Genomic DNA, 17798 nt, shown 5'->3' with positions numbered 1-17798 from the left:
AGCGTCGGGTATGCCGGGTCCGTCCTCGCACCTCGCGCAATCACATGTTCTCGTGACCTCGAGGTGCGACCATCGGAAGACGACCGGATCCGACCGACCCCGGTTGGGGGACACGGCCGGATCGCCGATTTCGGACCGGAAGTAGTGCGCGTGAGTTCCACGAGCAGCCCGACACCCGAGAAACCCGAGCGGCGGCGTGCGCCGCGATCCCGTCGCAGGACGGTGCTGAGAATCGCCGCCGTTGTCGTGATCGTCCCGCTGATCCTGCTGGGCGTCGCGTATGTGCTGGCGGACGTGCCGAGCCCGTCGGAGATGCGTCCGGCGCAGGTGGCGACGATCCTCGCTTCCGACGGCACCAGCGTCGTCGCGAAGGTGGTGCCGCCGGAGGGCAACCGGACGGAGGTGCCGCTCGATGCGGTGCCCGGATCCGTGCGCAACGCGGTCCTGTCCGCGGAGGACCGGGACTTCTACTCCAATCCCGGGTACTCGATCTCGGGTTTCCTGCGAGCCGGCCGGGACAACGTCCTGGGCCGGGAGAGCGCCGGCGGCGGGTCCACGATCACGCAGCAGTACGTGAAGAACGCGCTGGTCGGCACCGATCGCAATGTGGTCCGCAAGGCCCGCGAACTGGTGGTGTCGGCGAAGATGGCCCGACAGTGGTCCAAGGACGAGATCCTCGGCGCCTACCTCAACACCATCTACTTCGGCCGCAACGCGTACGGGATCGCACAGGGCGCGCGCGCGTACTTCGGCAAGCCGGTCGAGGAGTTGACGCTCGCGGAGGGCGCGGTGCTGGCGTCGGTTATCCAGAGTCCGTCACTGCTCGATCCGACGAACAACCACGACGGGCTGCGAGCGCGGTGGAACTACGTGCTCGACGGCATGGTGGGGATGGGTGTTCTCGCCGCCACCGAGCGCGCGGCCACCGAGTTCCCGGAAGTGCTGCCGGTCGCTCCCCCCGATCCCGACGACGTCGCGCCCGGGCCCGAGGGCCTGATCCGGACCCGAGTGGCCGGTGAGCTCGAGGCGGCGGGGATCAGCGAGCAGGATCTCAACACCGGCGGGCTGCAGATCACCACGACGATCGACGCGAAGGCCCAGCAGGCGGCCGTCGACGCCGTGGACCGCACCCTCGACAAGCAGCCGGACCAGTTGCGGGCGTCGGTGGTGTCGATCGATCCGCGGTCGGGAGCGATCCGCGCCTACTACGGCGGCGCGGACGGCACCGGGTACGACTTCGCGCAGGCGCCGCTGCAGACCGGGTCGTCGTTCAAGGTGTTCGCGGCCATCGCGGCGCTGCAGGACAAGATCCCGCTCAGCGCCCAGTACAGCAGCGCTCCGCTGACCGTGGGCGACCTCACCGTCAAGAACGTCGAGGGCGAGACGTGCGGGACGTGCAGCCTCGCCGAGGCCCTCAAGCGTTCGCTCAACACCAGCTACTACCGGCTGACGCTGTCGATGGAGGACGGCGCTCAGAAGATCGCCGACGCCGCACACCAGGCGGGTATCCCGAAGCAGATCCCGGGCCTGGACCACGAGACGCTCACCCAGGCCGGCGGTCCCCCGGAAACCGGAATCGTGCTGGGGCAGTATCAGACCCGGCCCATCGACATGGCGTCGGCCTACGCGACGCTGGCTGCCGCCGGCAAGTTCCACGAGCCGTATCTGGTGCAGAAGGTCGTCGACGCGGACGGGCGGGTGCTGTTGGACCGGGCGCCGAACGACGGTGAGCAGCGGTTGGATCCGGCGATCGCGGACACCGTGACGCAGGCGATGGTGCCGATCGCGGGGTACTCGCGCAATCACGGCCTCGCGGGCGGCAGGATATCGGCCGCCAAGACCGGCACGACGCAGCTGGGCGACACCGGCGAGAACAAGGACGCCTGGATGGTCGGGTTCACACCGTCGCTGTCCACCGCGGTGTGGGTGGGCACCGCGGACGGTAAGGCCATCGAAACGAGCTGGGGTGGAGCGGTATACGGGGCCGGTCTGCCGTCGGACATCTGGAAGGAGACGATGGACGGTGCTTTGAACGGCACGTCCAACGAGCAGTTCCAGGCGGCGCAGCAGCCGCAGTCGGGCGGTCAGCAGAGCCGCGCCCCCGCCACGACCGGCGGATCCGCCACCACCGAGCAGCAGTACTCGGAGTCCGCACCGACCCGGCAGCGGTCGGCACAGACGCAGCAACAGGAGGCGCCCGCCTGGACGCCTCCCGTGCAAACCTATCCGCAGGACCCGGTGCAGCAGGCGCCGGTCCCGCAGCAGCAGAGCGCACCCCAGCAACAGTGGAATGCTCCTGCGCCCCAACAACAGCAGCAGGCGCCTGCTCCAGTTCCGCAGGCGCCTGCTCCCCCTCCCCCACCCCCGGCACCGGCCCCCGCACCGGCGCCGGGGATTCAGATCCTCCCGGGGGTCACCATTCCCCTACCGGGCTGACTTCTCCTCGGCGCGTAGCCGATTCGTAGTCGTCAGCCCGCGGCGACCAGCTCGTCGCCGTCCGTGGTCCGGCCCGTCATCGAGGCCGGAACCTCGACCTGGGCGATGTTGCGCGGCAGGAGGAAGGCGACGACGGCTCCGATCAGTGCGAACACCGCGCCGATCCAGAAGGCCACCTGGAAGCCGGCGTTGTCGTAGAAGACGGCGCCCTGCAGCGTCGCCTGGATCTCCGGCGGGAACTGGACGATGTGCGAGTTGTTCATCACCGCGAACGCGACCACCGGCAGGATCGCCGGGAAGATCGACTGGGACACGCCGACCATCGAGGCGGAGCTGGCCTGCAGCTGCGGCGGCACGGCCTCGATCAGCAGGTTCGGGATGGAGGCGTAGCCCATGCCCATACCGAAACCGAAGACGGCACAGATGATCATGACGATGCCCTTGGTGTCGTGCGTCTGTGCGATCAGCGCGAACGCAACGGCGTTGAGCAGCAGGCCGGTCACCAGCAGCGGCCGGGGACGCATGTTGCGGCCGACCAGGATGCCGACGAGCAGACCACCGAGGACCACCGCGCCACCGATCGGCACCTGGTACAGGGCGAAGCCCTCGGCATCGACGCCGAAGCCGTAGCCCAGGCCGAACAGGGCCGGGGTCATGACCATCATCGGAAGCAGGATGGTGAACAGGCCCGACGACCCGTAGACCACGCCGGCGCTGATCGTGGTGAGTAGCACGGGACGCTTGCCGAGCACGTCGAGGTCGATGAGCGGTTCCTTGATCATGCGCGCGGACACCACCCAGCCGATCAGCAGCACGATGCCGCCGATGAGGTACGCGAGGGTGCCGCCGTCGGTCCAGCCCCACGAGGGGCCGAAGCTGACCGAGATGAGGATGCCCGCGATGCCGCCGCCGAGCAGGACCGCGCCGACGAGGTCGATCCGCGAGCGCAGGCGCACGTTCGACTCGGGCGTCGTGAGCTGGATCAAACCGCCGAGCACGGCCAGGCAGATGACGAAGAACCAGAAGATGGCGCGGAAGCCGTAGTCGTCGAGCAGCCACCCCGTCAGGAACGGCGCGGCGATCGCGATCAGGCCCATGCCGCTGGTGGCGATACTGACGGCCAGTGCAACGGTCTTCTGCGGGAACACGTCCCGGATGAGCGAGTAGCTCAGGAACAGGGTCGGCACCATCAGGCCGGCCAGGCAGCGGCCGGCGATCATCATCGCGTACGACGTCGCGATGGCCGAGAGGAACGAACCGACGAGCGAGATCCCGACGCAGGCCAGCAGCATCTTGCGCTTGCCGTACATGTCGGCGAGCTTGCCGATGAGCGGCGCCGCCATCGCGCCGACCAGCAGGAATGCGGTGAGCAGCCACGCGCCCTGCGTGGTCTGGTAGTGCATCGAGATCGCCGGCAGGGCCGTCGAGATCATCATGTAGCTGACCGCGAGAAGCTCGAGCAGAAGCACGATCGACAGCAGTGAGAGGGCGAGGCGGGGGCTCCAGCCTTCCTCGGCGTTCCGACCCGACGGGTCGGTGGGCGACGGCGCGGGGCCGCCGGTCGGGGTGGTGACCATCCGTGGAATCCTTTCAGACACCAATAAACAACGGGACCAGAGGTTTTCGGTCCCTGTGAGGTTTCCGGAGACGGCGGGTGCGCAGGTTCCCGCCGTTTGGCACCTTCGGTCTGCCGACGGCGCTCTCACATCACACTGATCGAGAAACCGTGACGCCAGTCACATGCCCGTTCAGTGGGACATTTGTGGCCGGGATCGGAGAGTTGCCCTACTCGACGAATGTGCCTTGTTTGCAGTGCTATTGAGCACCTGAGTGCCACAAGTGGTCGAACTTGGGTGGTTTGTCGGGATTGCCGAACGAGTCGACAACGTCAAACGCTCGACACCGGAACCGGTGTCGAGCGTTCGAATGGTGCGAGACGGGCTCGTCAGGGGCGCAGTCGGCGCACCGCCCACAGCGAGGGAATGATCAACAGAGCCGAGAGCATCAGGGCCAGGGAGGCTTCGATGACCTGGAATCGGCGGAAGAGGCTGTCGGGGTGGTACCGGACCTCGTAGCGATCCAGTCCCTGGGCGCGCTGACATGCCGCGAATTCACGGTCCTGCATGCCGATCATCGTCGCTTCACGCGCCTCGTAGGCGGCCAGCGTCTCGTCGGGGCGCTGACTCCATTCGTAGTTCTCGCCGATCTGATTGCACTTCCGGTAGTCGAACTCGGCCCGCCGACCCTGTGCATCGACGTACCCCTCGCTCAACTGCCAGATGGTTTCGTCGTCCGTCGTGTAGGCGACCCGGTACTGCGAGTCGAGCGACCGCGCCTCGACGACGGGGCTCGCGTAGTGCGGCCGCGCGCCGAGCTGGAACCCCACCATCAACGCCGTCATCGCGATCAGCGTTACCGCCATCGCGCCGAGAAGATTCCGCAGAAGCAGCCCGACGAGGCTGCCGAGGATCAACGCCAGCAACGTGTAGGCCCCGACGGCAAGTCCGCTGGCCTGGAACTGAGGAAACGTGAGCTTCGAGTACCCGTACCACCTGGTCGAGATGTACGCGTAGTCCGGCCCGGCGGCTGCGGACCGGGCCCACTCGAGCGTGAATCCGAGGGCGACCGCGGCGAGGGTGATGGGGGTGAACACCACGAGGACCCGCGACCAGTACCAGCGCAGTCGGCTGACGGACTGGGACAGTCCGAGCACGTGGGTGCCGCGCTCGATGTCGCGTGAGAACACCGTGACGCCGACCAGGGCCCCGAGCACCACGGGCAGAACGGCGGTGGTCAGCGTGGTCAGTGTGATCAGCGACTCGGACCAGCACGCGGCCGAACCGTCGCCCGTTTTCGGACATCCGAATGCGGTGCCGAACGGCACCGCCCTGTCGGACCCCCGGATGCCGAGTCCGCAGATCAGTACAACCACTGCCAGCGCCAGGATCCCCCCGGCGGCTGCGAGGATCGTCGTTCGGAACTGCCGCCAGGTAACCCAGATCATGCTGCCTCTTCGTCGGTGGTGGTCAGGTAGGCGAGGACGATGTCGTCGAGGTTCGGCGGTTCCGCGCGCCACCCGTCGACGCCGGCGGGGCGGGGGCCGCGCACCAGGTGGGAGCGTTGGTACGACTCGACGATCGAGCCGGTGCCGACGATGCTGCGCGGGTCGCCGCTGCCGCTGAGCAGGTAGTGGTCGTCGAGCAGGTCGTCGAGTGCGCCCGACAGCCGGACGCGGCCGGCGCCGAGGATGAGCAGCCGGTCGGCGATCTCGGCGACCTCGGACAGCACGTGCGACGACAGCACGATGGTCGTTCCCCGCTCGGCGGCGTCCTCCATGAGCGTGCGCACGACGGAGCGGCGTGCCACCGGATCGAGCTCCGCGAGCGGCTCGTCGAGCAGGAGGACGTCGGGTCGCCGGCCGAGCGCGACGGCCAGGGCCACGCGGGCGCGGTGCCCCGGGGAGAGCGTCTTGACCCGAGCCGACAGCGGGATCTGCGCGTCGCTCACCAGGCGGGTGGCGTACTCGCCGTCCCACGTCGGGTTGGTCTTCTCGCCGAACAGCAGCATGTCTGCGACGGAGAACCCGCGGTAGAGGGGCTTGTGCTGGGCGACGTACGCGAGTCCGGGGCAGATGCCGCGGCGGTCGGGCCGACGCCCGAGGACGGTCACCTCACCGGAATCGGCCTCGAGCAAGCCGACGGCGATGGACATCAGCGTCGACTTGCCGGCGCCGTTCGCGCCCACCAGCGCGGTGATGCTGCCCCGTTGGACGTCGAACGAACATCCGTTCAGTGCCTCCGTGCGGCCGAACCGCTTGTACACGTCACGCATCGTCAACGCCGACGTCGTCGACTCACTCATGGTTGCCACCCATCTCTTCACCGAATTCGTTGTCCAGCGCCGCTGCGACGAGCGCCTCGAGGTCGGGCCGGTCCAACCCAGCCGCTGCGGCCTGCCGCGCCCAGTCCGCGAGGGTGCTCTGCAGGGCGTCGCGCTCGGCCATGCCCGGCTTGGCCAGCGACTGGGTCACGAACGTCCCCAGCCCGGCGCGCGCTTCCACCAGTCCCTCGTTCTCGAGTTCCCGGTATGCCTTGAGCACCGTGTTCGGGTTCACAGTCACGGCTCCGACCACCTCCTTCGCCGTGGGCAGCTGGTCGCCCGTCTGCAGGTCACCGAGACGCAACGCCTGTTTGACCTGGAGGACCAGCTGCACGTAGGCGGGGATCCCGGAGCGACGGTTGATGTGGAACTCGACCATCGAATCTCCATTTCACTACAACATTAGTGAAATAGAGGTTGCAGGAGCGGGCGCGCACTGTCAACCTGTTGAGGACGTCCCGGGGAGGCATCGGCACACTGTGTGGTGGTCGCTGCGTGTCGCATCAAATGCGGCTCGAAGCCGCTGAGCAGTGCGAAAATTCGTAAGCAGTGCACTGATTGAGACGGAAGTTCGATTGTGAATTCAACCAATACCGGCGGCGCCGGTGGGCGGCATGTGGCCGACCAGGCGCCCAAGGCCCGCACCCGTAAGCCGCGCCGGAAGGGCCGCCGGATTGCGCTCTACGTGAGCCTCGTCGTCGTCCTGCTCCTCGTCGCGACGCCGTTGGTGGTGTTCGGCGTCGCTTACAAGAACGCCGACGTGCCGCGACCGAGCGACATGGTCACCAACCAGGTCTCGACGATCCTGGCGTCCGACGGCACCGAGATCGCTCGTGTGGTGCCGCCCGAGGGCAACCGCACCGAGGTCACGATCGACCAGATCCCCGGGCACGTGCGCAACGCCGTGCTGTCGGCGGAGGACCGCGACTTCTATTCCAACCCGGGCTTCTCGGTCTCCGGGTTCGCGCGTGCCGCCCGCGACAACGTGCTCGGCCGCGACAGCGCCGGCGGCGGGTCGACCATCACCCAGCAGTACGTGAAGAACACGCTGGTGGGGTCGGAGCGGTCGGTGACCCGAAAGATGAAGGAACTCGTCATCTCGTCGAAGATGGCGCGCGAATGGTCCAAGGACGAGATCCTGGCGGCCTACCTCAACACCATCTACTTCGGCCGTGGTGCGTACGGCATCTCCGCCGCCGCCACCGCGTACTTCGGCAAACCGCTCGGCGACCTCACGGTCGCGGAGGGGGCGGTACTCGCCGCGGTGATCCAGAGCCCGTCGAGCCTCGATCCGACGACCGATCCGGAAGCGCTGCAGGCCCGCTGGAACTACGTGCTCGACGGCATGGTGACGATGTCGGCGCTGGCGTCGACCGAGCGTCAGTCGATGACCTTCCCGGCGGCGCTGCCGTCCGCGCCGAACGCCGACGCGGGTGCCGCCCCCGGCCCGGAGGGCCTGATCCGGGCACAGGTGCTGCGTGAACTCGCCGAATCCGGCGTCAGCGAACAGGATCTCAACACCGAAGGCCTGCAGATCACCACGACGATCGATCCCAAGGCCCAGCAGGCGGCTCTCGACGCGGTGGCCGACACGTTCGAGGGCGAGCCCGAAAACCTGCGTACCGCGGTGGTCTCGATCGATCCTGAGTCGGGTGCGGTGCGCGCCTACTACGGTGGCGACGACGGCAAGGGCTTCGACTTCGCGCAGGCCGCGCTGCAGACCGGCTCGTCGTTCAAGGTGTTCGGCCTGGTCGCCGCACTCCAGCAGGACATTCCGCTGTCCCAGACGTACGACAGCTCCCCGCTGTCGATCTACGGGGTGACCATCAACAACGTCGAGGGCGAGTCGTGCGGCAAGTGCACCATCGCCGAGGCGCTCAAACGGTCGCTCAACACCAGCTTCTACCGGCTGACGTTGTCGATGGAGGACGGCGCACAGAAGATCGCCGACGCGGCCCATCAGGCGGGCATCCCGGAGACCGTCCCCGGCTGGCAGTATCCCACGCTCACGCAGGAGGGCGAATCGCCGGAGAACGGAATCGTGCTGGGGCAGTACCTGACCCGGCCGATCGACATGGCCTCGGCGTACGCGACGCTGGCGGCGTCGGGCATGTACCACCAGCCCTACTTCGTGCAGAAGGTCGTGACCGCCGACGGTGAGGTGCTGCTCGACCGACCCGCCTCCGAGGGGGAGCGTCGGCTGGACGCGGCCGTCGCCGACAACGTCTCGCAGGCGATGCTGCCGATCGCCCAGTACTCGCGCAGCCACGGACTCGCCGGTGGGCGCCCGTCGGCGTCGAAGACCGGCACCGCGCAGCTCGGTGACACCGGGAAGAACAAGGACGCGTGGATGGTGGGCTACACGCCGCAGCTGTCCACCGCCGTGTGGGTCGGTACGGCCGACGCCAAGGCGATCGAGAACAGCTGGGGTGGCCTGGTGTACGGATCCGGGCTGCCGGCGGACATCTGGAAGAAGACGATGGACGGCGCGCTCGAGGACGCCCCGGTGGAGAAGTTCCCCTGGCCCGCGCCGATCGGCGGTCAGGCCGGTGTGCCGGCCTTCACCGGCGTCGGGTCCGGAGCCGGGACCGGGACGCCCAGCCCGTCGGGTGCCCCGGCGCCGCCCGCGCCGCCGGCCGCGCCCGCACCGCAGTTGCCGCCACCGCCGGCACCCCGGGTCATCGAGATCCTCCCGGGTGTGAAGATCACGCTGCCTGGATAGCGGGGGCACGCGTCACATTCTTCGGGTGTATTGCTCCGAAGCGGAACGTGCCTGGGGGATATTGGATCGCGTGAGCGATCGAGACAGGCCCCGCAGACCCTCTCGGATCCGCCTCGGTGCAGCGCTTGCCTGCGGCGCGGTGGTGACGCTGGCGACCGCCGCTCCCCCGGCCGGCGCCGAGCCTGCTTCCCGGCCCGCGTCGTGTGTACCGTTCGGTACCGCGCAGCTGCCACCGGGGGTGCCGTCGACCGGCACGCGGGACGGGTTCGCGGCGCTGCCGGAGGCAGTCGGTGTCGCTGCGCCTGCGTCGGTCGAGCTGCGCACGCAGACAACGCAGTTCAACCGGTTCTGGGACTTCGCGCTCGTCGACGGTGCTGTGCTCGCCCGGCCGCGGGTACACGGCGGGACGGAACCGTGGCGGTACGCGCCGCTCCCGGAGTGCCTGCGCGGGATCCTCGTGGGCATCTCGGTCGACGACGACGAACTGGTCGCGATCGACGGCGACGGCTGGATCTACACGCTCGACAACGTGTCGCACTCGCCGCTGCTGTGGAACTGGACGTCGGCGTTCGGCGCCCCGCTGTGGGCGGGCTCGGGCCAACGCGTCGCCGGCCCCGTCCCGGGGACGTGGGCGCTCAGCGTGTCGTCGCCGTGGGACAACCAGACGTATGTGGACGCGGACGGCCGCATCCATCACGTCGGGCTCGGGAAGATGACGATGGTGCCCTCGCTCACCGGGGACGGCAGCCGCATCACATACGCGGACCCGTGGCTGCCCAACGACGACAGCTACGAGATCGGTGGACCGCTCGGCGGCCGGTTCCGGGCGGTGGCGCTGTCGTCCGCCGGATCGACGACATTCGTCACGAACGAGTTCGGCGACATGTACACCCGCAATTTCGATTTCGACGCCGCGGGCTCGGATTCGGTGTTCTTCCGCTACAGCTGGGACAGTCAGGACGGTAAGCCCTCGGCGCCGAACCTGTTCGCGGAGTTGCTGAACCGCGACTATGCGGCGATCCGGCTGCCCGCGCAGGACTGGGTGCACCAGCCCAAGATTCCCGGCGAGATCACGTCGGCCGTCAGTGTGCACTCGACCGGCGTCGGCCCGGGTGCCCGGGAGTTGCGCGTCGCCGGCCGCAGCGGCGGGACGACGGGCTTCTGGCACAAGGATCTGCACGCCGACTCGTGGCAGTTCACCGCGACCGGCGTCGAGCTGCCCGGTGCGCCGCTGGAGAACTCGCCGCACGACCGGTCGGCGGAGACCCTCGCGCCGCCCGCCCCGTGGAACCTGTCGACGTCGCTGCCGGCGCGGGACACCCTCGTCGACGGACAGTTCCTGCTCGATGTCGGCCTGCCGTACTCGCTGGTCGATCCGCGCCTGCTCGACCAGGCCGGACTGCATGCCGGTCCGTCCGGCTACCGGCTCTCGATCGACCACTTCGATCCCGCCGCCACCACGCGGAACGGCGTCGTGACCGCACCCGACGGTGCCGCGATCGATGTACTCGTGCACACCGCGGACGGTCTTCGGTTCGCGCCGCGCGGTGCCGGACTGGACGCGGATCCGCGGCACCTCGTCGGAGCGATCGAGGTCCCCCAGGAGCAGTTCGACGCGCGCGGCGGCGATCCGGCGCTCGACGCGTTCGTCCGGGACTGGATGCGCGGCGAGCGGATCGCACCGATCACGCTGAGCGCCACCGACACCGACCTGGTGGTCCGCTGACTCACCCGCCCGCGTTCACGGGCAACAGCGGCGCACCGAACTGTGCCAGCAGCAGCGCCATCGTCCCGGCCTCCTGGCTTTGCTCGGTGATCATCTCGCGGGCGGTTCGGCGGACCGGCCCGTCCGTCAATCGCTCGTCGGCGGCCTGCGCCATCGCCACGCCGCCGACATGGTGGCGCTGCATCAGCTGCAGGAACAGCATCGCGGCGTCGTGCCCGCGCGCGGCGGCCAGGGCGTCGAGGTCGGCGCGGGTCGCCATGCCGGGCATCGGATCCGACGATTCGGCGTCCGACGCTCCGTGTCCGTGTCCGGGGGCAGGGCGTGGTCCCCGCATCCACGCCATCGGCTCCGGGTTGGTGGGCGTCACCCCCGCCAGGCGCAGCCAGCCGAGCATCGTGCCCATCTCGGTGTTCTGAGCGTCGCGGATCTGCTGCGCCAGGCGGACCACCACCGGATCGGTGCCGGGATCGAGCTGCTGCGCCATGATCAGCGCCTGCTCGTGGTGGGCCACCATGTCCTGTACGAAGGCGATCGCGGTGGCGTCCAGCGCGGCTGGGGAGTCCGGGGCGTCGGCGACCACGAGTGGTCGCAGCGCCGCCCCCAGCACCATCGACAGCAGGACCAACGCGGCGAGGGCGATTGTCCGGAGCCACGCGGGGACTGTGGTCACGAGCCCACCGTCGAACGCTGATCGGCCGGCGGCGTGTAGGTGGACGGGTCCAGGCGCAGCGTCATGAATCCGTTGTCGGCGCAGGTGACCCACAGTTCGTTGCCGCGCCACTCCGGCGGTGAGAAGCACCAGTCGGTGGACAGATCGCCGAACGCGACCATGCCGGAGCGCGGGCTCAGTGCCTCCGCGGGATCGAACACTCCCTGCTGGATTGCCTGCGTGACGGCGCCCGCCTCGAGGACCGGAACGCCGATGATCGAGGCCAGAGCGTGCGGGGAGTTCCACAACTCGGTGTTCTGCCCCTTCTTCGCCGGCGGGTTGTAGTAGGCGATCTCGCGGACGTCGAACGGGTCTCGGACGTCGAAGACCCTGATGCCGGAGGAGATCCAACCGCAGGCCAGTGCCGTCGGGTCGACCGGGCGGTCGGCGGCACAGTAGTGCGAGTCGTACGCGAACAGCGAACCGCCGGAGGCGGACGCGAGCATGCTGTCCTGGTGCTGCGGCAGGTTCACCTCGAGCTTGATCGAATTGACCACCTTCGGCGCGGCGTCATCGGCGACATCGACGAGTTTCACACCGCCCGAGCCGGCTTCGTCCACGGTGAACAGGTAGGGCCGGTCACCGTAGCTGACGGGGACGCTGTGCTGGGTGGCCCAGCCGTCGGACCAGTGCAGTTCCGCGACGACCGGCACCTGCGGATCGGGGTCGCGACGCTGGACCGCCGACGCGTCGAGAACGGTGATGCCGCCGAGGATGTTCGACAGGTAGACCCGATTGCCGTCCGGACTGACCCCGATCCCGTGCATCGACAGGCCGGGCAGTCCCTGCCAGACGACGCGTGGGTTCGCCGGATCGGTCAGATCGACGGCGCTGACGATCCCCGGCGCGGTGCCGGACGCCCAGTACGTGTTGCCGTCCGGGGAGAATCCGCCCTCGTGCGACGTGATCGGCAGCGGCAGACGCAGGTCGCTGCCCGGCCCGGTGTTGAGGAGCCGGGGGTGGGCGCAGTCGGAGATGTCGTACACGGACAGGAGGCCGGCGCCGGTGAGAGCCGGCACACCCATGCCCATCAGTAGCTTTCGTGCCGCGTTGACCTTGAGGCTCTCCCAGGTGCCGGCGAGCATCGCCGGCTCCGTGAGCGTCGCCGTCAGCACCGGGTTCGCCGGGTCGGAGACGTCGAGCACCTGGACGCCCTGCGCGGGGCCGAGCAGATTGCCGGGGAAGAAGCTGCCCATGTACGCGCAATGGTCGTAGCTGGTGGAGGTGATGCCGCCTCCGCGCCCGGCGTAGCCGCCGAGTCGTTCGAGGTTGCACCGGTATCCGGCGGCGCTGCGTCCACTGTCGCGGTCGGCGGCGGGTACGTCGCCCTGCAGACCGGTTTCCGGAGTGGATCCCGGTCCGCAGTCGGCCCGGGCAACGGCGGTGTCGGCGACGTCGTTCGTGGACCGGACGGGGTCGGGGGGACTCGAAACCGACTGTGCCGAAACCATTCCGAACGGCGACATCAGCAGTGCTGCGGCAGCGACGACGAGTGCGCGCCACGACCGTCGAGTGACCGATGCTCTCCCCATGGCGCACCCCCACCTCTCGAGCCGGACAGGTGTCCGGTCACGTAGGGCTGAGTGAACACGACCCCGAGGCGCCGCGTCAACGAAAGTCGGAAACCTCCGAATGCCGCGGGCTCAGCCGATCGGCAGGGCCGCCAGCGCCCGGTCGACGACGTCGTCGACGGTGAAGACGGGGTCGGTGGTGCGGTCGATCGCGAGGCTTTCCACCATCGACCACCACGCGCGCAGCAGCATTCGCGTGCCCGGCGTCGGGTCGGTGCCGGCGGCCGCGAGGGTGCGCTCCACCATGGTGTTCTTCATGTTCTCGCGGATCTCCTGGATCTGCGGGTCGGCGCCGAGGCCGCCGTGGAAGAACGACTGGTAGTTGTCGCCGTGCCGGTCGATGAACGAGACGAACGCGTGCACGACGGCGCGGAGTTGATCGTCGGTCGGCTCGGCCGCATCCGGCACCGCGGCCCGCAACAGCCTCCGGGCGGCCGCGCCGACGACCGCGACGTAGTAGTCCTGCTTGGTCGGGAAGTACCGGAACAGCAGGCCGCGGGAGATCCCGGCCTTCTCGGCCACCTGGTCGATGGACAGTGCGTGGATGGGTCGCGTGGACAGTTCCTGCAGGCCGATCGCGACGAGCTGCCGCTTGCGCTCCTCGGGCGGGAGTCGCCGCCGGGGGGTTGCGGTTTCGATCGACACGAGATGGCACCGTCCAGGTTCTTGATTGCGGGGCAAGTCTACGTCTAGGTTAACTGAGCAATGCTCAGTTAGTCGACGTGACGGAGGCAGGCATGGATTTCGCCCCGAGCGCGCGGTCGCAGGAGTACCTCGACCGATTGCGTGAGTTCATCGCGACCGAGGTCGCCCCCGTCGAGGAGCGGCTGCGAGCCCGACGGGTCGCTCCCTTCGCGCAGCGCGCCGACGTGTCCGCCGCCGCGATGTGGCAGGTCTCCGACGAGTTCCGCGCGCTGCAGGCGAAGGCCAGGGGCCAGGGTCTGTGGAACCTCTTCCTGCCCGATGCCGAACTCGGCGCCGGCCTGAGCAACGTCGAATATGCGCCGCTCGCCGAGGAGATGGGCCGCTCCCCCTTCGCCTCCGCGGTGTTCAACTGCGACGCCCCGGACACCGGGAACATGGAGGTGCTCTACCACTACGGCAGCGCCGCGCAGAAGGAACGGTGGCTGAAGCCGTTGCTGGACGCCGAGATCCGCTCCGCGTTCTGCATGACCGAGCCCGGCGTCGCGTCGTCCGATGCCACCAATATGGCCGCCACCGCGATCGTGGAAGGCGACGAGGTGGTGTTGAACGGCCGCAAGTGGTGGAGCACCGGCGTCGGCAGCCCGGACTGCAAGGTGCTCATCTTCATGGGCCTCACCGACCCGGAAGCGCACAAGTATCAACGGCATTCGATGGTGCTGGTCCCGATCGACACCCCCGGGGTGAAGGTCGAGCGGATGCTGTCCACGATGGGCTTCTACGACGAGCCCGGTGGTCACGGCGAGGTGTCGTTCACCGACGTGCGGTTGCCGCTCGACGCGATCATCGCGGGGCCCGGACGCGGCTTCGAGATCGCGCAGGGCCGGCTCGGGCCGGGCCGCGTGCACCACAGCATGCGTCTGGTCGGTCTCGCTGAGGCCGCGCTCGAGCTGGCGATCCGCCGCGGCACCGAGCGCCTCGCGTTCGGTAAGCCGCTGATCAATCTGGGCGGCAACCGGGAACGGGTCGCCGACGCCCGCATCGCGATCAACCAGCTGCGGCTGCTCGTCCTCCACACCGCGTGGTTGCTCGACACCCAGGGCATCGCCGGCGCCCGGTCCGCGGTGTCGGAGATCAAGGTCGCCGCGCCCCGCGTCGCGCAGCGGGTGATCGACTTCGCGATCCAGATCCACGGTGGCGGTGGGCTGTCGGACGACTTCCCGCTCGCCGGAGCCTGGACCGCGGCCCGGGCGCTGCGGCTGGCCGACGGCCCCGACGAGGTGCACCAGGGCCTGGTGGCCCGCTTCGAGATGGGCAAGTACCAGTGACGGCGCAGCTGCCCGACAACGCACGCACCGTCCGCGACGAGGACGCGTTCGACGTCGACGCCGTCGCTCGGTGGCTGCGCGACAACGCTTCCGGGGATCTCGAAGGCGTTCCCGTGGTCCGCCAGTTCGCCGGCGGCGCGTCGAACCTGACGTACCTGCTGCGCTACCCGGATCGCGACCTGGTGCTGCGGCGTCCCCCGGCCGGCGCGAAGCCGTCGTCCGGGCACGACATGGCCCGCGAATACCGGATCCAGTCGCTGCTCGCGCCGGTCTACCCGCACGTGCCGGCGATGGTGGGACTGTGCACCGATCCGGCCGTGCTGGGCAGCGACTTCTATGTCATGGAACGTGTCGACGGCACCATCCTGCGGTCCGCTCCCCCCGCCGAACTCGGGCTCACTCCCGGCAGTACGCGGGAGTTGTGCCTGCGGGTGATCGACCTGCTGATCGAACTGCACGCCGTCGATCCGGCGTCCTCGGGTCTCGACCAATTCGGCCGCGGCACAGGCTACGTCGCCCGTCAGGTGGCAGGGTGGACCAAACGGTACACGGCCGCCCGCACCGACAACGTCCCGGATTTCGCACGGGTGACGCGTTGGCTCGCGGACAACCAGCCCGCCGACGTCGGGGCGGCCGTGATCCACGGCGACTTCCGGCTCGACAACGTGGTCCTGGGCGACGGGCAGCGGCCGCGCGCCGTGCTGGACTGGGAGCTCGCGACCGTCGGCGACCCGCTCATGGACCTGGGCTCGAGTCTCGCCTACTGGGTGCAGGCCGACGACCACCCGATGATGCTGGCCACCAAGCGTCAGCCGTCCGACCTGCCCGGCATGCTCACTCGCCGGGAGATCGTCGAATACTACGGCGAGCGAACCGGTCTGCCGATCGACAACTGGCGCTTCTACGAGGTGTTCGGGCTGTTCCGGCTCGCGGTGATCGCGCAGCAGATCTACTACCGCTTCCATCACGGACAGACCACCAACCCGGCGTTCGAGCACTTCTGGATCGCCGTGGGATACCTGGACACGCGCTGCAACGAACTGATCGACACGGAGGACAAGTAGTGAGCCGTCGCACGATGCGCAGGAACATTCTCATCACCGGCGCCAGCTCGGGCCTCGGCCGCGGGATGGCCCGCGAATTCGCCGCGCGCGGACGTAATCTCGCGCTCGCTGCCCGGCGCACCGAGAGGCTCGAGGAACTGCGCGACGAACTGCTCGCCGCGCACCCGCAGATCACCGTCGCGATCCGGAAGCTCGACGTGGACGTCCACGACCAGGTGTTCGACGTGTTCCGGGAGTTCGACGAGGAACTCGGCGGGCTGGACCGGGTGATCGTCAACGCCGGCCTCGGCAAGGGACAACCGTTGGGCACCGGTTACTTCCGCGCCAACGCCGCGACGGCCCGCACCAACTTCCTGGGCGCGCTCGCGCAGAGTGAGGCCGCCCTCGAACTGTTCCGGCCGCGCAACGCGGGCCACGTCGTGCTGATCTCGTCGGTGAGCGCGATGCGGGGCATGCCCCGCAACCTCACCACGTACGCGGCGTCGAAGGCCGGGGTCGCGGCGCTCGGCGAGGGTATGCGCGCGGATCTCGCGAAGACCGGCATCGACGTCAGCACCATCTTCCCCGGCTTCATCCGCTCGGAGATCAACGAGAAGGTGAAGAAGGTGCCGTTCATCGTCGATACCGAGACCGGCTGCCGCGCTCTGGCCGCCGCCATCGAGAAGGAACCGGCCAAGGCGTACGTCCCGGCGTGGCCGTGGCTTCCGGTGTCGATGGCGATGAAGGTGCTGCCGCTGTCGGTGGTGTCGAAGATGGCGTAGATGCGCTGGAACTGAGCGGGTGGAGGAGGTAAACCTTCTTCCATGGACAAGCGCCATCTCGTGCACTTTCTTTCCGTCGTGGACGAGGGCTCGATCTCGGCCGCCGCTCGGCGGCTGGGACTGAGCCAGCCGTCGGTGTCCCAGACCGTCCAGGAACTCGAGCGGGAACTCGACTGCACGCTGTTCACCCGCGGACGTGGCATGAGCCCCACGTCGAGTGGTCGGGCGCTCGTCGGACCCGCGCGGGCGGCGCTGCGTGCGATGGACGCCGCCCACTGGGCAATCAAGGAGATCTCCGAGCTTCGTTCGGGGGAACTCGACGTCGGCAGTGCGGTCAATCTCGCGGTGGACCCCCTCGTCGACCTGGTCCGACTACATCGGGCCCGTCACCCCGGTGTGACGATTCGTATTCGGAATGTGCAGCCCGGTGCCCGCGGCTTCGACGCTCTGGCGAGGGGCGAGATCGAACTGCTGCTCGCGGAGCACCCGCCGGCAGCGACGGGCTTTGCCGAGATCCCCCTCGGGGAACGACCGCTCGTGGCGGTGTTCCCACCCGGAACTCGCCTCGCCGAACGCCCCCTGCGGCTCGACGAGTTCGTCTCGCACGATCTCATCACCGCGCCGTCGCCGGGCGCGATCGGACGCTCGCACCTGAACCGGCTGCTCGCCGACCAGGGACTGGGTAGCGTCGTCCCGGTGCTGGAGACCGCGCACCGCCACATGCTGATCCCCCTGATTCTCGCCGGCGTCGGCGGCACCCTCCTCCACGGCACCGAGGCGGAGATCGCGGAGCGGTTGGGGGCGGTCGTGAGACCGTTGGACGCGGACATACCGACCGCCCACGCCTTCTATTTCCGCTCGGAAGATCTATCGCCCTCGGCGAGTTCGTTCGTGGCGCTGATACGTGAATCGACGCCGAAGTTATAAGCAGACCCGATACTTCGTATCGGGCAACTGGGT

Annotated in this window: 14 protein-coding genes; 7 read left to right on the top strand and 7 right to left on the bottom strand. The window is 68.8% G+C overall.

The window, feature by feature from the left end:
• Positions 1 to 150 precede the first annotated feature (150 nt).
• On the top strand, positions 151 to 2436 hold the full coding sequence (locus ABEU20_RS07280; RefSeq protein WP_420163721.1) for a transglycosylase domain-containing protein: 2286 nt from the start codon (positions 151 to 153) through the stop codon (positions 2434 to 2436).
• 32 nt (positions 2437 to 2468) lie between these two features.
• Here the strand turns inward: ABEU20_RS07280 and ABEU20_RS07275 are convergent, their stop codons facing one another.
• The 4 genes from ABEU20_RS07275 to ABEU20_RS07260 form a co-directional block, all read right to left on the bottom strand.
• A complete protein-coding gene (locus ABEU20_RS07275; protein ID WP_420163720.1) occupies positions 2469 to 4013 on the bottom strand; it encodes an MFS transporter in 1545 nt (514 codons plus the stop codon).
• Between the two features lie 368 nt (positions 4014 to 4381).
• Positions 4382 to 5440 carry an ABC transporter permease gene (locus tag ABEU20_RS07270; RefSeq protein ID WP_420163719.1) on the bottom strand — a complete coding sequence of 353 codons (1059 nt, stop codon included), beginning with the start codon at positions 5438 to 5440 and terminating at the stop codon, positions 4382 to 4384.
• Positions 5437 to 6297 carry an ABC transporter ATP-binding protein gene (locus ABEU20_RS07265; protein ID WP_420163718.1) on the bottom strand — a complete coding sequence of 287 codons (861 nt, stop codon included), beginning with the start codon at positions 6295 to 6297 and terminating at the stop codon, positions 5437 to 5439. The genes ABEU20_RS07270 and ABEU20_RS07265 overlap by 4 nt, the downstream gene beginning before the upstream one ends.
• Positions 6290 to 6694 carry a GntR family transcriptional regulator gene (locus tag ABEU20_RS07260; protein ID WP_420163717.1) on the bottom strand — a complete coding sequence of 135 codons (405 nt, stop codon included), beginning with the start codon at positions 6692 to 6694 and terminating at the stop codon, positions 6290 to 6292. The genes ABEU20_RS07265 and ABEU20_RS07260 overlap by 8 nt, the downstream gene beginning before the upstream one ends.
• A gap of 198 nt (positions 6695 to 6892) precedes the next feature.
• Here ABEU20_RS07260 and ABEU20_RS07255 point away from each other — a divergent pair, with 198 nt between their 5' ends.
• Together ABEU20_RS07255 and ABEU20_RS07250 are read left to right on the top strand one after the other, a co-directional pair.
• Entirely contained in the window at positions 6893 to 9037 is a 2145-nt protein-coding gene (locus tag ABEU20_RS07255; protein WP_420163716.1) for a transglycosylase domain-containing protein, read from the top strand.
• Positions 9038 to 9176: 139 nt separating this feature from the next.
• Positions 9177 to 10763 carry a hypothetical protein gene (locus tag ABEU20_RS07250; RefSeq protein WP_420163922.1) on the top strand — a complete coding sequence of 529 codons (1587 nt, stop codon included), beginning with the start codon at positions 9177 to 9179 and terminating at the stop codon, positions 10761 to 10763.
• A 1-nt stretch (position 10764) separates the two neighbouring features.
• Here ABEU20_RS07250 and ABEU20_RS07245 read toward each other — a convergent pair whose 3' ends face one another.
• From ABEU20_RS07245 to ABEU20_RS07235, 3 genes are all read right to left on the bottom strand, one after another.
• Complete coding sequence (locus ABEU20_RS07245; protein ID WP_420163715.1) at positions 10765 to 11433, bottom strand: DUF305 domain-containing protein; 669 nt, start codon at positions 11431 to 11433, stop codon at positions 10765 to 10767.
• On the bottom strand, positions 11430 to 13004 hold the full coding sequence (locus ABEU20_RS07240; RefSeq protein ID WP_420163714.1) for an LVIVD repeat-containing protein: 1575 nt from the start codon (positions 13002 to 13004) through the stop codon (positions 11430 to 11432). Before ABEU20_RS07240 ends, ABEU20_RS07245 begins: the two co-directional genes overlap by 4 nt.
• A gap of 111 nt (positions 13005 to 13115) precedes the next feature.
• On the bottom strand, positions 13116 to 13688 hold the full coding sequence (locus tag ABEU20_RS07235) for a TetR/AcrR family transcriptional regulator (protein ID WP_420163713.1): 573 nt from the start codon (positions 13686 to 13688) through the stop codon (positions 13116 to 13118).
• Positions 13689 to 13780: 92 nt separating this feature from the next.
• On the opposite strand from ABEU20_RS07235, the gene ABEU20_RS07230 reads away from it, so the two are divergent.
• Genes ABEU20_RS07230 through ABEU20_RS07215 form a run of 4 tightly spaced genes read left to right on the top strand, consistent with a single transcriptional unit; the run spans position 13781 to position 17765 of the window.
• On the top strand, positions 13781 to 15013 hold the full coding sequence (locus tag ABEU20_RS07230) for an acyl-CoA dehydrogenase family protein (RefSeq protein ID WP_420163712.1): 1233 nt from the start codon (positions 13781 to 13783) through the stop codon (positions 15011 to 15013).
• Positions 15010 to 16077, top strand: coding sequence for a phosphotransferase family protein (locus ABEU20_RS07225; protein ID WP_420163711.1), 1068 nt, complete (start codon positions 15010 to 15012; stop codon positions 16075 to 16077). Before ABEU20_RS07230 ends, ABEU20_RS07225 begins: the two co-directional genes overlap by 4 nt.
• Positions 16078 to 16091: 14 nt before the next feature.
• Positions 16092 to 16838 carry an SDR family oxidoreductase gene (locus ABEU20_RS07220; RefSeq protein WP_420163921.1) on the top strand — a complete coding sequence of 249 codons (747 nt, stop codon included), beginning with the start codon at positions 16092 to 16094 and terminating at the stop codon, positions 16836 to 16838.
• A gap of 42 nt (positions 16839 to 16880) precedes the next feature.
• Positions 16881 to 17765 (top strand): LysR family transcriptional regulator, encoded by an 885-nt coding sequence (locus ABEU20_RS07215; protein WP_420163710.1) that lies wholly within the window; start codon positions 16881 to 16883, stop codon positions 17763 to 17765.
• Positions 17766 to 17798: the final 33 nt, after the last annotated feature.

The organism is Rhodococcus parequi, assembly GCF_046042785.1.
In the GTDB taxonomy this organism is placed as follows: Bacteria; Actinomycetota; Actinomycetes; order Mycobacteriales; family Mycobacteriaceae; genus Prescottella; species Prescottella parequi.
This window is presented reverse-complemented; position numbering and strand designations above follow the sequence as displayed.

Excerpts from the sequence above, each read along its gene's own strand:
- ABEU20_RS07230 (WP_420163712.1), top strand. The coding sequence starts at position 13,781 with ATGGATTTCGCCCCGAGCGCGCGGTCGCAGGAGTACCTCGACCGATTG.
- ABEU20_RS07270 (WP_420163719.1), bottom strand. The coding sequence starts at position 5,440 with ATGATCTGGGTTACCTGGCGGCAGTTCCGAACGACGATCCTCGCAGCC.
- ABEU20_RS07265 (WP_420163718.1), bottom strand. The coding sequence starts at position 6,297 with ATGAGTGAGTCGACGACGTCGGCGTTGACGATGCGTGACGTGTACAAG.
- ABEU20_RS07260 (WP_420163717.1), bottom strand. The coding sequence starts at position 6,694 with ATGGTCGAGTTCCACATCAACCGTCGCTCCGGGATCCCCGCCTACGTG.
- ABEU20_RS07220 (WP_420163921.1), top strand. The coding sequence starts at position 16,092 with ATGCGCAGGAACATTCTCATCACCGGCGCCAGCTCGGGCCTCGGCCGC.
- ABEU20_RS07215 (WP_420163710.1), top strand. The coding sequence starts at position 16,881 with ATGGACAAGCGCCATCTCGTGCACTTTCTTTCCGTCGTGGACGAGGGC.
- ABEU20_RS07275 (WP_420163720.1), bottom strand. The coding sequence starts at position 4,013 with ATGGTCACCACCCCGACCGGCGGCCCCGCGCCGTCGCCCACCGACCCG.
- ABEU20_RS07240 (WP_420163714.1), bottom strand. The coding sequence starts at position 13,004 with ATGGGGAGAGCATCGGTCACTCGACGGTCGTGGCGCGCACTCGTCGTC.